We start from the raw sequence: 14,023 nt of genomic DNA on the forward strand, positions 1-14,023 counted from the left end.
GAGAATTTGCATATGGACTATAAAGACGCTTTGCTTCCCATTCAGGAACGGACCCAAAATCTGCTCGGGCGGATGACCACGGAGGAGAAGATAGGGCAGCTGATCCAGCCGATGGGGTGGAAGACTTATGTTAAGGAAGCAGATGGTACGGTTCAGGTTACGGATGAGTTTAAAAAGGACATCGCAGAGGGCGGGATTGGGTCGTTGTATGGAGCACTTCGTGCTGATCCCTGGACGGAAGTGACGCTGGAGACTGGCCTGACCCCTAGGCAGGGAGCTGTTGCCACCAATGAAATTCAGCGATATGCCATAGAGAACTCCCGGCTGGGGATTCCCATTTTGTTCGGGGAAGAGTGTTCTCACGGGCATATGGCCATTGGGGCAACCGTATTCCCGGTGCCGTTAGCAGTAGGAAGTGCTTGGAACATGGAATTGTACCGTGGAATGTGTGAAGCGATTGCTGTGGAGACTCGGAGCCAGGGAGGAGCGGCAACATATTCGCCTGTGCTTGATGTAGTGAGGGACCCGAGATGGGGACGGACAGAGGAATGTTTTGCCGAAGATCCATACCTGATCGGTGAATTGGCGGTTGAAGCGATAAAAGGTTTACAGGGTGACCGGCTCGATTCCGACCGGACGATTGTGGCGACACTCAAACATTTCGCAGCCTATGGCAGTTCGGAAGGTGGGCGCAATGCGGCCCCTGTCCATATGGGACTGCGCGAGCTCCACGAGGTGGATCTGCTGCCGTTCAAGAAAGCGGTGGAAGTTGGGGCATGTTCTGTCATGACAGCGTATAACGAGATTGATGGTGTGCCTTGTACTTCGAGTTCGTATCTGCTGAATGATCTCCTGCGCGAGCAATGGGGCTTTGACGGATTTATCATTACTGACTTTGGTGCGATTCAGATGCTGGTCAGTGGGCATAACACTGCGGAGAACGGGGAGCAGGCCGTCGCTCAGTCACTTAAGGCAGGGGTGGACATGGAAATGTCCGGGTACATGTACCGGAAGCATCTCGGGCAGGCCCTGTCGCAAGGATTAATTGAAGAGCAGGATCTGGATACAGCGGTAAGGCGGGTGCTGGAGATGAAGTTCAGACTAGGTTTATTCGAACAACCTTTCGTTGATCCTGACTTTGCTGAGCAGGTCATCGGATGTGAAGAACATATTCAGCTGGCGAGAAAAGTCGCACAAGAGGGAATCATTTTACTCAAAAATGAAGAAAACACCCTTCCGCTTAGCAAAACAGGTACAAAACTGGCGGTCATTGGCCCAAATGCGAACCATGTCTACAACCAGCTTGGTGATTACACCTCACCGCAGCCGAGAGGACAGATCGTTACGGTGCTGGATGGGATTACGCGCAAGCTTGGTGCTGACACTGGAAAGGTGCTGTACGCACCGGGCTGCCGGATCAAAGGCGATTCCAGAGAGGGCTTTGCGCAAGCGCTAGCCTGTGCTGAAGAAGCAGACACCATCGTTATGGTGATGGGAGGGTCAAGTAGCCGGGATTTTGGCGAAGGGACCATTGATCTGCGGACGGGGGCATCCGTTGTTACGGATGATCCATGGAACGATATGGAGTGCGGCGAGGGGATAGACCGCTCGTCTCTGAACCTGATGGGTGTTCAATTGGAACTGGTGCAGGAAGTACATAAGTTGGGGAAACCGGTTATTGTCGTATATATTAACGGCCGGCCGATTGCCGAACCCTGGATTGATGAGCATGCCCATGCCATTGTGGAAGCATGGTACCCGGGGCAGGAGGGAGGCAACGCTATTGCAGATATTCTGTTCGGTGATGTGAATCCATCTGGTCGTCTTACCGTCTCCATTCCCAAGCATGTAGGTCAGCTTCCGGTAAGCTACAATGCCAAACGGACCCGGGGTAAGCGATATCTAGAGACAGATCTGGTGCCACAATATCCGTTCGGCTTTGGGCTGAGTTATACAGAATTTAAGTACGAGAATGTAAGGGTTGTACCGGAAGTGATCGGACCAGACGATGAAGCAGAGGTGCAGGTGGAGGTCACGAATACGGGAGTGGTTGCGGGAAATGAGGTTGTTCAGCTGTATATTACGGATGTATCGGCTTCGGTCACCCGGGCCGAAATCTCACTGAAGGGATTCCGTAAAATTCATCTGGAGCCGGGACAGACCCAGACGGTGACGTTCCCTGTGCAAAAAGAACATCTGGAGCTGATCGACTCCCGTCTTCAGCCTGTTGTGGAGCCTGGTGAATTCAGACTGATGGTTGGCAGTAGCTCCAGAGACTGGACTGCTTGTAGTTTACACATCCAAAATTTGGGGGTGGAGGTATGATTCGAATTCAGAGATTCATTCAGGATCTGGCTCAGCAGCAATGGAAGGATACTATTGAACTTCCAGAGTGGCAGATGCAGAAGGCCAAGTATATCCGGCCAGGGGAATATGAGTATGAACAGGAGAATGCGGCTGTTCAAAGCTTGAATCCGCTCCATAGCAACCATGGAACGACTTATTTTCTGAGCAAAACCGTAGAGATTCCGGCCAATTGGGAGGAAGATGTGGTCGGATTGATCTTCCAGGCCGGGGGTGAAGGTCTGCTGAAGGTAAATGGCATGCCGTATCACGGACTGGAACGCAATCATGGGTATGTACCGTTACCGAAGAGCCGTGTGGGAACTACGCCTTTGCTGGAGATTGAGCTATATGATCCCATACCGGAACCACATGACCCCTTGAATCGACAGGCGGTCATCCAGCCGCCAATTCAGGGCATCCGAGCCGCTTTGGTTCGTGTTAATTCGCCTTTACAGAGTCTAATGTATAGCATTACGGTACTTGCAGAATCACTCCGAGCATTACCGGAGAAAGACTTAAAGCGCACCCGTCTTATTCGGGATGTTCATCAGGTGATGGATAAGATGTACAATGAGCCGGAGCGCTGGAGTAAAGCGGCGTGGGTGCAGCATTTGGAAGAATGGCTCGCACAGTCGGTGCAGGAGGAAGACCCGGAAGAGTACCGGGACGGATTCATGCATCTGGTTGGGCAGTCCCATATCGATATTGCCTGGCTGTGGCCTGTGCGTGAGACTGTGCGCAAGTCCAGCCGCACCTTCTCCACGATGTGTACTTTGATGGATGAGTATCCGGAGTTCGTGTATTCGCAGAGTCAACCGCAGCTGTATGCATTCGTGAAAGAGCACTATCCTGAGCTGTACGAACGAATCAAAGCCCGAATTGCCGAAGGCCGCTGGGAACTAGTTGGTGGCATGTGGGTAGAGCCGGATCTGAACATTCCGAGTGGCGAGTCGCTGGTGCGGCAGATCTTATACGGGCAGAACTTTTATCAGGAGGAGTTCGGCAAGCGTTCAAACATCGAGTGGCTTCCTGACACGTTTGGCTACTGTGCTTCGCTGCCACAACTGCTCAAGCTGGCTGACATTCCTTATTTTATGACCACCAAGCTCAATTGGAATGATACCAACGTTTTCCCGTATGATCTGTTCCATTGGATAGGTATTGACGGCACCTCGGTGCTTGCGTATCTCAATCATGGAGTGAATGAGCATACCCGGCCCAAAGATGTCGATGAGCACTGGCAATCCTACAAGCAGAAGGATGTACACCCCGAGCAAATGCTGCTTTATGGGCATGGCGATGGTGGAGGCGGGGTAACGAACGAAATGGTTGCGTTCGCAGAGCGATCCCATTTCATGGTTGGGCAGCCCATTAGCAATTTCAGTACAGCAGGCGCGTTTTTCGAAGAAATTTCGAACAACAATCCTAAGCTGCCCAAATGGCATGGCGACTTATATCTGGAACTGCATCGTGGAACCTATACAACTCATGCGCGCAACAAACGGAGCAATCGCAAAGCGGAGGTGTTGTATCGGGAAGCGGAAATCTGGGGGCAGTTTGCCGGAGTTGAAGCAGCACAGGCGAAAAGTGATCTGGATGAAGGCTGGAAGCTGATCATGCTTCATCAATTCCATGACATTATCCCGGGAACGTCCATTCCGGAAGTATACGTAACATCTATGGAAGAGTATACGAAAGTATTCGCTCTGGGGACATCGGCTATGAATGGTACCCTTAGCAATATTGAGGACCGCATTGCGACAGATGGCTTTGACGGTCTGCCCTATATTGTATTTAATAGCCTAGGCTGGGAGCGGGGAGAAGTCGTTACGATTACAGGCGACGAGAAACTGAGCGGTTTAGCAGCGTTCGACCATCAGGGTAATCGTCTGCAGAGTGACCTTGAGGCAAATGGAGACGCGCTGACCTTGTCAGTCTATGTCCGATCTATTCCGGCCTTTGGATATACAACGTTATGGCTACGCCATGAACCGGATGCCAATCTTCCTACATTGAAGCAGGATGAATCCTTTCCTTCTGTCTGGGAAACGGACTTTTACACGCTTGAATTTAACGATGTAGGAGAGATCAGCAGATGGTATGACAAATCCATGCAACGGGAGTGGCTGAAGCCGGGCGATAAAGCGAATGAGTTACAGTTTTTCCATGACAGGCCAACGTATTGGGATGCTTGGGATATTGATCCGCGGTTTGAATCGCAGCGAGCAGGAGTGGCAGAGTTGATCTCCAGAGAAGTAGTACAGCGTGGAGTAACGCAGGATATCCTTCGGTTTCACTGGAAGTTAAACGAGTCGGAGATTCACCAGGATATTATCCTGTATCGTCATCAGCGACGTGTTGATTTCAAGACAAAGGTGAACTGGGCGGAGAGCCATAAGCTGCTTAAAGTGGCTTTTCCCGTTGATTTGGTATCAGCGAAAGCTGCCTATGAAATCCCGTTTGGTGCGCTGGAGCGCCCTACTCATAACAACACCAGTTGGGAGCAAGCCCAGTTTGAAGTGTGTGGTCACCGCTGGGCGGATATCTCCGAGGGCAACAGTGGTGTAAGCCTGCTGAACGATTGTAAATATGGATATGACATCAAGGATCAGACGATCCGTCTTTCCCTGCTCCGTGCTCCTAAATGGCCGGATGAACATGCTGACCAGGGTGAGCATGAATTCACGTATTCCCTGCTGCCGCATCAGGGAGATTGGCGGGAAGCGGGTGTGGTACGACGTGCGATGGAACTGAACCACCCGGTTCGGGTTGTTGCAAGTGAACGACACTCTGGCACATTGCCAGCAGAGCACAGCTGGGTTCATTTCCATAGTGAACATGTCATTCTGGATACAATCAAGGCTTCCGAAGACGGCACGGGAACGGTACTTCGTTTCTATGAGTCATCTGGTGGAAGAGAGACGGTTGAGATTCAATGGGCTGACGCGAGTATACAGACATCTGTAATCAATCTGTTGGAGGATGAAATCGGACCACTAGCTTGTCATGAAGGGAAGTTTGAGCTGACGTTCAAGCCATATGAAATTCAAACTGTGAAGCTGGTCTCAGCAGATTAGAATCAGGGAACCGGATAAGAAATGATCCGAGAAAAAGGAGTGACCGGGTAGGGGTCGAAAAGTTAATAGAGCATTCCATCCATCATGAAGGCTCACCAGGAATGGAAAATCAAATACCGATTTAACGGGAGGGTATGGCATGAAATTAACAAACAAGATTGGCGTTATCGTGGATAGCTTCGGTGTAGGCGTACGTGAAGGGTTAAGCAAAGCGAAGGATGTAGGTGCAGAAGGCGTACAGATCTATGCAGTCCATGGAGAGATGGACCCCGAAAACCTCTCTCCGGCGGCCCGCAAGGAGTTAAGAAGTTATATCGATTCTCTCGGTCTTGAAATTTCTGCCCTGGTTGGCGATTTGGGCGGTCACGGGTTTCAGGTCAAGGAAGATAATCCGTGGAAAGTAGAGAAGTCCAAGCGCATTGTGGATCTTGCTCTTGATCTGGGGACGAATATCGTCACAACACATATCGGTATTGTTCCGCACGATCCTTCCTCCGAAGTGTATGCCACACTGCATGCCGCATGTGAGGAACTAGGCCAATACGCCAAAAGCGCAGGAGCCTACTTCGCGATTGAGACGGGACCGGAGACGGCAGCAGACCTGAAAGGATTTCTGGATACCCTGTCCACCAACGGGGTTTCGGTTAATTTTGACCCGGCCAATATGGTGATGGTTACCGGAGATGACCCTGCAAGAGGTGTTCATCTGCTCAAGGATTATATTGTGCATACCCATGTGAAAGATGGTGTACGCTTGAAGGAAGTAGACCCGAGGGACGTATACGGTGCAGTGGGATACGCGCCTATGGATCATGAGAAAATTGCCGAAATGGTCTCTTCCGGAACGTTCTTCCGTGAGGTGCCGCTGGGAGAGGGCAGTGTGGATTTTGATGGATACTTTGCAGCTCTTCGGGATATCGGCTACAAAGGTTATCTGACGATTGAGCGCGAGGTAGGCGACCAGCCAGAGCAGGACATTCGCAAAGCGGTTAAATTTATCCAACAATACCGATAGGGAGCTGAGCAGATGAAAGTGGGCCTGAGTACGTATAGCTTGTTGAACGATCTGAATTCGGGTGAAATGACGGTTCTGGATATCATCGACTGGATTGCTGCAAATGGTGGCGAGCATATGGAGATGGTTCCGTATGGCTACACCGTGGAGGACAATCCTGATCTCGCCGACGCCATTCGGGAGAGAGCTGCTTCTATGGGTATTGAGCTGTCCAACTATTCGATGCCTGCGAATTTCGTGCAGGAGACGGAAGAAGCTTTTGAAGAAGAGATAGCTCGGGTTAAAAGGCATGTCGATGTTGTACACCGAATGGGTGTAAAGCATATGCGCCATGACGTAACGGCGTTTACTTTGCCTAAGGAGAAAATGACCATTGCCTGGTTTGAGGAAAATTTGCCGCTGATGGTGAAAGGAAGCCAGATCATTGCTGATTATGCTGCACAGTTTGGCATTACAACAACCATTGAGAATCACGGCTTCAGTGTGCAGGCCAGTGACCGTGTGCAGCGTGTGCTTCATGCCGTAGATCGTCCCAACTTCAAAACGACACTCGATATCGGCAACTTCATGTGTGTGGATGAGAATCCGATTATCGGGGTCATGAAAAATCTGCCGTACGCTTCTCTGGTCCACTTCAAAGACTTTTATTTCCGCCCTTATGATGAGCATCCGGGTGAAGGGGAATGGTTCACAACCGCTTACGGCAACTTCCTGCGCGGTGCCATTGTTGGGCAAGGGGATATTCCAATTCGCAAAATTGTGAGGCTGATTAAAGACTCCGGTTATGATGGTAACATTACGATTGAGTTTGAGGGCATGGAGGAATGCAAATCTGCTTCCAAAATCGCCATGAGCAACCTGCGCCGCTTCTGGGAAGAGGCTTAAGGCAATCATTTAGTTTTACATCGTGGGGCCACTTTCAGGAAGTGGCTCTTTTTGCATTTCTTATATTGAGAAATATACTCGTCTTCGTGTTAAATAAGTCATTATTCAGGGGTGCCCAGTCCCGTGATTATGATAAAGTATAATAAAGCGAAGCGCTTTCATATTTTCCGATCAAGAAAATTATAAATAATATCAATAGAAATGGAGAATGTAGATGACGAACTTATCACTCGAAATTCAAAATGCGGACGGTGTGGTGCTTGAAACGCGTACGGACAGTGAACAAGTAAATCTTGTGTACAGACAGGCCTTTGGATCAGGAGACAGCATCGTTCTAAGAAGCTCTGATGTAAACGTATATCTGATCATCCAGCTGGAGGATTCCATGAACCCGGCTTTCGTTTATTTTACAGGTGAGGAGTATCGTTATGCCATTCCTTTTGACGAGAAACGAGTGTCCTATTCACCAAAGTCATTTACGGGTGACAAGCATGTTCTAAGTGCTCGGTTGGCTACACGGGAAGAGATTGAGGCATATAAAAATGTAGCGCTGAATCCGTATGATCAGCATGGAAACGAAAGCTGTTTTCCCCATGCTTCCGCCAACGTGGAGACCCGTGGAGAGTCTGTATTTGCAGCACGTAACGCCATCAATGGCAACAGCGCCAATGATTCACATGGCGAGTGGCCTTACGAATCTTGGGGGATCAACCAGCGGGATGATGCTGCTATCACAGTCAACTTTGGACGCAAGGTGTCTATCGACAAAGTAGTCCTGACCTTGCGTGCAGATTTTCCCCACGATAACTTCTGGGAGCGGGTTACTCTTACCTTTTCCGATGGCAGCTCCGAGCAGGCTAGTTTGATCCAAACTCATAAACCACAAACGATCGCAGTTCAGTCGAAGGACGTGGAATGGGTAACGTTAAGCGAACTGATCAAGTCGTCAGATCCCTCTCCATTCCCGGCATTAAGTCAGTTCGAGGTGTTTGGTCGCGAAGCCTAAATTCATTAACATTAATTGGTTCTCGATAAGGATTAAGTTACGATCATCACAAGTATGGTATAATAGATCTATTCAGCCTGGAAAATGACTGGCTATGGATAGGGGAGATCACTGATCTATGCAGGTATTCGAGGACTGGAACCAGAAAGTGAAAAAAACGTTTAATGCTACGAATCCCGAGGTTGTATTGACGGTATCTGAAGCAGGGAGTTTGCTCGGTCTGACCAAAGATCAGATGAAACTTTATGTAGACAAGAATAAACTAACTAAGGTCCCGATCATGAGAAGTGTTCACCGATACCTCTTGTTGAAAAGTGAAATAGATAGCATCGTAAAAACGCGCTAACCTCATAGGATCGACCGCAGCCATTTTACCGACAGGATTCGGGAGAGTGGTTTTTTTTTGGAGAAAGGAGGAACAGACCATGCTGAGAAAACTCTCGAGAGGGCTATACCATTGGGTGAACTGGAAATGGGTGGTGGCTTCGGTTGTGATTTTTGCATGCTTTATTGCATTCATTCTTCCCTGGCAGGCGGCGAAGTCGGAAGAAATAACAGGAATTGGAGAATCACCGGATACATCCTTCCTGTATTCGGCAAATGATCTCTACCAGATGGCTGAACAATACGGCGAAGCAGGGCGGAGCGATTATATCCAGGCACGTTTTACGTTTGATCTCGTCTGGCCGATAGTTTATCTGTTCCTGTTGGTGGTTTTGTTGTCTATTCTGTATCGTGTGCTTCCACCAGAGAATCGCTGGCGAAGGCTTAATTTACTGCCAGTCGGTGGATGGGTTTTGGATATGCTTGAAAATGCAGGTGCCTCCTTGACGATGTATCGTTATCCTGTACATACTCCCGTGGTAGCTGAATTGACCCCGATTTTTACTCTGCTGAAATGGTGTCTCATCTCTACCAGTTTCGCTGCGCTGGTACCAGGTATTATCCTAACAATCTTTCATTTCGCTCGCACAAACCGGGGATAAAATAAGGATTACAGGACAATCCTACCAATGAAACGATGTTGATCCTCACTCAGTACCGCTACAAGATGATTCGAACGTGGTCAGAGCTCCTTTTTGGAGAAAAAATGGTTCATAGAGAAGCTTGTAGAAATACCTTCTTGTCAACGGACAACCTGTTCGTTTATACTCATGTCGCAAGCGGCAGGAATGGTTTAATTACATGATATCAAGGAGATGAAGCACGAATGGCAATCAGCTTGAATGTGTATCTTGTAACGGATGGCAATGGACGTGAAGCAGTGGAATTTTATAAAAAGGCATTTGGAGCGGAAGTGTTGGCTCTCCAGACGTTTGGCGATGGTCCTTCCAACCCGGATCACCCCGTACCACCAGAAGCGAAAGACCGCATCATGCATGCTTCTTTGCAGATTGGTAGCTCTGTACTAATGCTATCAGATACCTTTCCTGGCATGCCGCATATTGTAGGTAATCATGTTAATGTTACGGTGAACACAGATACTGCCGATGAAGCCAAAGCAATTTTCAACCAGTTGCAAGACGGTGGCGAAGTGAAAATGCCGATACAGGAAACGTTTTGGAGTCCAGCCTACGGAATGGTTATCGATAAATTTGGCGTTCAGTTCCAGATCAGCTGTGTTGTAGGCAACCATTAGTAAGACTTAACGATCTCTACCGTATAGGCGATAATTAGCCGCAAAAAAACCTCCAGGACAGGGATAACATGTCTGGAGGTTTTTTTGCGGCTTTTATTCTTTCTGAATCTTGGAAGGGTTGTTGATTTTATAAGGAACAGGGTTCTTGGTCAGCTTTTTCTTGATAATCTTTGCTTCAAAAGTAAGCACATCGCCAACCTCAAGCTCCTGCTTCTTGATCGTGGCACTGTGGCTGGACCAGGCTTCGCCAACGTCAATAACTTCGGGCTCGGTGATCGTAAGAGCTTCATAGATAATGACTTCATCATCATTGTCGGAGAAATGGTTCGGCACGGTCGTAAATTCCTTCACAACAGCGGACATTTTCACTTTACCCTCCGGCAATTCAATCTTAAGCGATTTAGCTTTACCTGCGGTTTTTGCTTTCGGTTTGGCTGCGCTGGTTGCCCCGTTTGCGGGGCCAATGTACTCTTCCACTAAGCCTTCAGGGTCGCCTTTCAGTTCGGAGGAGGAGTCATCGTCATCCGTGTCCACATCCAATTCGGAATCAAAGTCACTCATAACGGATGGAATCTTATCCGAATAGGAAGTAGTAACAGGATCTTGTGCAGCATTAGAGCTAGGGAGCACCTCTAAGTTGGTTGTAGCGACTGGTTCATTAGATTTATCCTTTGCCGTGCCTGCTCCAACTGGACCTTTTACATTATAGCCAGACGCCTGCATTTCTTTCAGATAAGAAGGATGGATGCAGTGTTTTTGATCGTTATCCAGTTGAATGACTGCGGCCATATGATCGACAAAGCCAATGATGGTGCAAGGTACATTCAAACCATTGCCTTTATAATAGAAGGTTTTGACCTTTGTAGCTTTCTCCGAAAGCAGGCCCCATTCCTGGCACTTCTCAATCAACTCGTCTTCGTTCTCCAAAGCGGTATAATACTGCGGTTCGATCATAAAAGCATATGCCATAACGAATTTCCGCCTTTCCAATCATATCTTCATGTTCATCGTTGCCAAATTACACTCAGTGTATCACAAAAGTGGACTCTTCGATGAGGAATATAAAAGCGCCTGCGTAGGCGCCTATGGTATAATTTTCGGTAGACAACGGGTGGAATTACCATAATGAAGTCATAAACAAAAACCCACCGTTAAACAGGTTAACCGCCTGCGGTGGGATTTGCTCTGCATCTGAACAGACGCGCGCCGTGAGAGGCTTTCACCTCTCCATGTTGTCTATTCTTATGTTACCATAGCCATTTTATACAGGCAAATGAGTGACTGTTCCTACATTAAAGTTAATATTTTTTTATAAATATCTTCAAGGAGGATGATCTCCATGGACAAAAAAGTGAATCCTCAAACTCTTTGGCTTGGGGTGGGTATTGCCATTGGAACGAGTATTGGCGTGGCAACAAACCAGATCGCCCTGGGGGTTGCCTTTGGTGTGGCATTGGGCGTCGTGGTTGGATCTGTCGTTAGCAAACGTGCAGGCTCGGGGCTGGATGATATGCTGAGTGAACATGTCAAGGAATTGTATAAGCAGGAGGAATGGGAAGAGGTACTTGAGCGGTCTCAGGATCATCCGGTGCTGCTTCTGAAACACAGTACAACTTGTCCAATCAGTGCGAGAGCATACAGGGAGTTTATGGCCTTTGTGGGCTCAAATGCATCAGATCCCGCACAGAAAATGGAGTACCGGATCGTCAAAGTTATCGAAAGCCGCTCGCTTTCCCGCCGCATTGCGGAAGATACCGAGGTCCACCATGAATCGCCTCAAGTTCTGCTGCTGGACGGCGGCCAAGTTATTCAACATACGTCACACGGGAAAATTACCCGGAAGAGACTGCTGCAATGGGCCCAGAATCCGTTTGGATGAAGGGCACCCAATATACATAGACCCGCTTTCTTCAGCTGATCGCTGAGGGGAGCGGGTCTTTTTTACGCTTTTTTTACACCCTGGAGGGTATTTCTTTACCCCCTTTTTACAGCGTTTCGTATTACGATTTCATATGTAGAAGGTTGCAAGAACGGTAGAGAGAGGGAGGGGAGCACATGGTGAATGATGCCACGATAATTGGGCTGGTTGTGCTGTTGTTTGTGGTGTTCTGGGGTTTTGTGAAATTTTGTGAGAAAGCATGAATGCATAGGGCATGAAAGGGGAGAAGCCGTATGATCGTCATCGGCATGATTGTGCTCGCACTGGTAGTCTATCTTGGTTACGTGCTAGTGAGGCCGGAGAAATTCTGATGGTCGCTTGGGGTACGAAACCAGAAGCACTCGGATCGTCGATTTTAGGGAGGAAATGCGGATATGAGTAGCGGTTTATTACAAGTGGCGGTGACGCTGCTGATCATCATACTACTGGTGAAGCCAGTGGGGAGTTATCTGGTGAAGGTGTTTGACGGCAAACGAACAGGACTGGATCGGATATTTGGCGGGCCTGAGCGATTGCTGTATCGATTGATGGGGGTGAAGGAGAACGAGTCGATGGGTTGGAAAAAGTACCTGTCAGCCGTGCTCATCTCAAACTTCGTCATGCTGTTATTAATGTTTCTGGTGCTACGGCTGCAAAAGTATTTGCCGCTCAACCCGGATGGCATTGGCAATATGCCTGCGGCACAGGCCTTTAATACAGCTGCATCGTTCATGACCAACACGAACTGGCAGTCTTACACGGGCGAGAACGCCCTGTCGTATCTGTCCCAGATGTTGGCAGTGACGTTTCCGATGTTCACCTCAGCTGCGACAGGCTTCGCGGTCGCTATTGCATTTATTCGCGGCCTGGTGGGCCGACGGGATGAACTGGGGAACTTTTACGTCGACGTGGTACGGTCGATTACGAGAATCTTTTTGCCGCTGAGCTTCATTGTGGCGTTGTTCCTCGTATTTCAGGGTGTGCCGCAGACACTGGCGGGAGCGGTGAACGCTACCACGCTGGATGGGGCGCAGCAGACGATTAGCCGCGGGCTGGTCGCTTCGTTGGAGTCGATCAAACACTTGGGTACCAATGGTGGAGGCTGGTTCGGAACCAATGCAGCACATCCATTTGAGAACCCCACGGCGTTGTCGAACCTGGTGCATATCGTCTGCATGATGCTGCTTCCTACTGCGCTGGTTTACGCCTTCGGCATCATGGTGAACAACCGGAAGCAGGGCTGGACGCTGTTTGCGGCCATGAGTTTACTTTTCCTCGTGATGCTGACCACGGTATTTGTTTCGGAATATCGCGGTGTGCCAGCGCTGGATGCAGTGGGAATCCAAGGCAATATGGAAGGCAAGGAAGTCAGGTTTGGGGTATCGGAATCGGCGCTTTTCACAGCGGTGACCACAGCAGCCACAACGGGGTCGGTGAACAATATGCATGAGTCGCTCACCCCGCTTGGTGGCATGGTCGCACTGGCTGAGATGATGCTCAACAACGTATTCGGCGGTAAAGGGGTAGGTTTGCTCAACGGATTGCTCTATGTGATTCTGGCTGTGTTTATCTGTGGGCTGATGGTTGGGCGGACCCCTGAATTTCTTGGTAAAAAAATTGAGGGTAAGGAAGTGAAGCTCGCGTCTATCGCGCTGCTTGTTCATCCTTTGATTATTCTGGCTCCGACCGCGCTGGCGCTTATGCGTCCTGAGTCTGTCGCTTCAATTTCGAATTCAGGCATGCATGGTCTGACCGAGGTGTTATATGCCTTTGCATCCGGAGCTGCCAATAATGGATCGGCGTTTGCCGGGCTGAATGCCAACACAGACTTTTACAACATCGCCATTGGTGTGGTGATGCTGCTTGGAAGATACATTTCCATGATCGCGATGCTCGCCATTGCCGGATCACTGGCCACTAAACGAGTGGTTCCCGTAACAACCGGTACACTGCGTACGCATACACCTCTTTTTGCAGGTATTCTGGTGATGATGATTGTGGTAGTTGGGGCGTTGACGTTCTTCCCATCACTGGCACTTGGACCGATTGCAGAACATTTGGCGATGATCCGATGATGAACGGTATGGTGATCGGATATGGGAATAGGAGCAAGGACGTAAAGTGCGGAGGTGGATTA

The 14,023-nt window shown here is 49.1% G+C and carries 12 protein-coding genes; 11 read left to right on the plus strand and 1 reads right to left on the minus strand.

Going from position 1 to position 14,023, the window contains the following annotated elements; genetic code table 11:
• The first annotated feature begins 12 nt into the window (after positions 1-12).
• The 8 genes from ACDJ58_RS31125 (at position 13) to ACDJ58_RS31160 (ending at position 9,968) form a co-directional block, all read left to right on the plus strand.
• Complete coding sequence (locus ACDJ58_RS31125; RefSeq protein ID WP_413374487.1) at positions 13-2,325, plus strand: glycoside hydrolase family 3 N-terminal domain-containing protein; 2,313 nt, start codon at positions 13-15, stop codon at positions 2,323-2,325.
• Positions 2,322-5,423 carry an alpha-mannosidase gene (locus ACDJ58_RS31130; protein ID WP_413374488.1) on the plus strand — a complete coding sequence of 1,034 codons (3,102 nt, stop codon included), beginning with the start codon at positions 2,322-2,324 and terminating at the stop codon, positions 5,421-5,423. The genes ACDJ58_RS31125 and ACDJ58_RS31130 overlap by 4 nt, the downstream gene beginning before the upstream one ends.
• A gap of 139 nt (positions 5,424-5,562) precedes the next feature.
• Positions 5,563-6,438, plus strand: coding sequence for a sugar phosphate isomerase/epimerase family protein (locus tag ACDJ58_RS31135; RefSeq protein WP_413374489.1), 876 nt, complete (start codon positions 5,563-5,565; stop codon positions 6,436-6,438).
• 12 nt (positions 6,439-6,450) lie between these two features.
• Complete coding sequence (locus tag ACDJ58_RS31140; RefSeq protein ID WP_413374490.1) at positions 6,451-7,323, plus strand: sugar phosphate isomerase/epimerase family protein; 873 nt, start codon at positions 6,451-6,453, stop codon at positions 7,321-7,323.
• A gap of 214 nt (positions 7,324-7,537) precedes the next feature.
• Positions 7,538-8,329 carry a carbohydrate-binding protein gene (locus tag ACDJ58_RS31145; RefSeq protein ID WP_413374491.1) on the plus strand — a complete coding sequence of 264 codons (792 nt, stop codon included), beginning with the start codon at positions 7,538-7,540 and terminating at the stop codon, positions 8,327-8,329.
• Positions 8,330-8,447: 118 nt separating this feature from the next.
• On the plus strand, positions 8,448-8,675 hold the full coding sequence (locus ACDJ58_RS31150; protein WP_053782996.1) for a hypothetical protein: 228 nt from the start codon (positions 8,448-8,450) through the stop codon (positions 8,673-8,675).
• A gap of 79 nt (positions 8,676-8,754) precedes the next feature.
• Positions 8,755-9,315 carry a hypothetical protein gene (locus tag ACDJ58_RS31155; RefSeq protein WP_413374492.1) on the plus strand — a complete coding sequence of 187 codons (561 nt, stop codon included), beginning with the start codon at positions 8,755-8,757 and terminating at the stop codon, positions 9,313-9,315.
• A 224-nt stretch (positions 9,316-9,539) separates the two neighbouring features.
• Positions 9,540-9,968 carry a VOC family protein gene (locus tag ACDJ58_RS31160; RefSeq protein WP_413374493.1) on the plus strand — a complete coding sequence of 143 codons (429 nt, stop codon included), beginning with the start codon at positions 9,540-9,542 and terminating at the stop codon, positions 9,966-9,968.
• Between the two features lie 93 nt (positions 9,969-10,061).
• Here the strand turns inward: ACDJ58_RS31160 and ACDJ58_RS31165 are convergent, their stop codons facing one another.
• Complete coding sequence (locus ACDJ58_RS31165; protein WP_413374494.1) at positions 10,062-10,937, minus strand: hypothetical protein; 876 nt, start codon at positions 10,935-10,937, stop codon at positions 10,062-10,064.
• A 370-nt stretch (positions 10,938-11,307) separates the two neighbouring features.
• Here ACDJ58_RS31165 and ytxJ point away from each other — a divergent pair, with 370 nt between their 5' ends.
• The 3 genes from ytxJ to kdpA all read left to right on the plus strand — a co-directional run bounded on the left by ytxJ (position 11,308) and on the right by kdpA (position 13,961).
• Positions 11,308-11,847, plus strand: coding sequence for a bacillithiol system redox-active protein YtxJ (gene ytxJ / locus ACDJ58_RS31170; protein WP_413374495.1), 540 nt, complete (start codon positions 11,308-11,310; stop codon positions 11,845-11,847).
• A gap of 308 nt (positions 11,848-12,155) precedes the next feature.
• On the plus strand, positions 12,156-12,218 hold the full coding sequence (locus ACDJ58_RS31175) for a potassium-transporting ATPase subunit F (protein WP_231952816.1): 63 nt from the start codon (positions 12,156-12,158) through the stop codon (positions 12,216-12,218).
• Positions 12,219-12,281: 63 nt separating this feature from the next.
• Entirely contained in the window at positions 12,282-13,961 is a 1,680-nt protein-coding gene (gene kdpA, locus ACDJ58_RS31180; RefSeq protein WP_090955342.1) for a potassium-transporting ATPase subunit KdpA, read from the plus strand.
• The last annotated feature ends 62 nt before the right edge of the window (positions 13,962-14,023 follow it).

The organism is Paenibacillus taichungensis (assembly GCF_047302525.1).
Classification (GTDB): Bacteria; Bacillota; Bacilli; order Paenibacillales; family Paenibacillaceae; genus Paenibacillus; species Paenibacillus taichungensis_B.

Bases quoted from the DNA above. Each gene is read 5' to 3' on its own strand.
- ACDJ58_RS31150 (WP_053782996.1), top strand. From the start codon at position 8,448: ATGCAGGTATTCGAGGACTGGAACCAGAAAGTGAAAAAAACGTTTAAT.
- ACDJ58_RS31125 (WP_413374487.1), top strand. From the start codon at position 13: ATGGACTATAAAGACGCTTTGCTTCCCATTCAGGAACGGACCCAAAAT.
- ACDJ58_RS31130 (WP_413374488.1), top strand. From the start codon at position 2,322: ATGATTCGAATTCAGAGATTCATTCAGGATCTGGCTCAGCAGCAATGG.
- ACDJ58_RS31135 (WP_413374489.1), top strand. From the start codon at position 5,563: ATGAAATTAACAAACAAGATTGGCGTTATCGTGGATAGCTTCGGTGTA.
- ACDJ58_RS31155 (WP_413374492.1), top strand. From the start codon at position 8,755: ATGCTGAGAAAACTCTCGAGAGGGCTATACCATTGGGTGAACTGGAAA.
- ACDJ58_RS31145 (WP_413374491.1), top strand. From the start codon at position 7,538: ATGACGAACTTATCACTCGAAATTCAAAATGCGGACGGTGTGGTGCTT.
- ACDJ58_RS31140 (WP_413374490.1), top strand. From the start codon at position 6,451: ATGAAAGTGGGCCTGAGTACGTATAGCTTGTTGAACGATCTGAATTCG.
- ACDJ58_RS31165 (WP_413374494.1), bottom strand. From the start codon at position 10,937: ATGGCATATGCTTTTATGATCGAACCGCAGTATTATACCGCTTTGGAG.
- kdpA (WP_090955342.1), top strand. From the start codon at position 12,282: ATGAGTAGCGGTTTATTACAAGTGGCGGTGACGCTGCTGATCATCATA.
- ytxJ (WP_413374495.1), top strand. From the start codon at position 11,308: ATGGACAAAAAAGTGAATCCTCAAACTCTTTGGCTTGGGGTGGGTATT.
- ACDJ58_RS31160 (WP_413374493.1), top strand. From the start codon at position 9,540: ATGGCAATCAGCTTGAATGTGTATCTTGTAACGGATGGCAATGGACGT.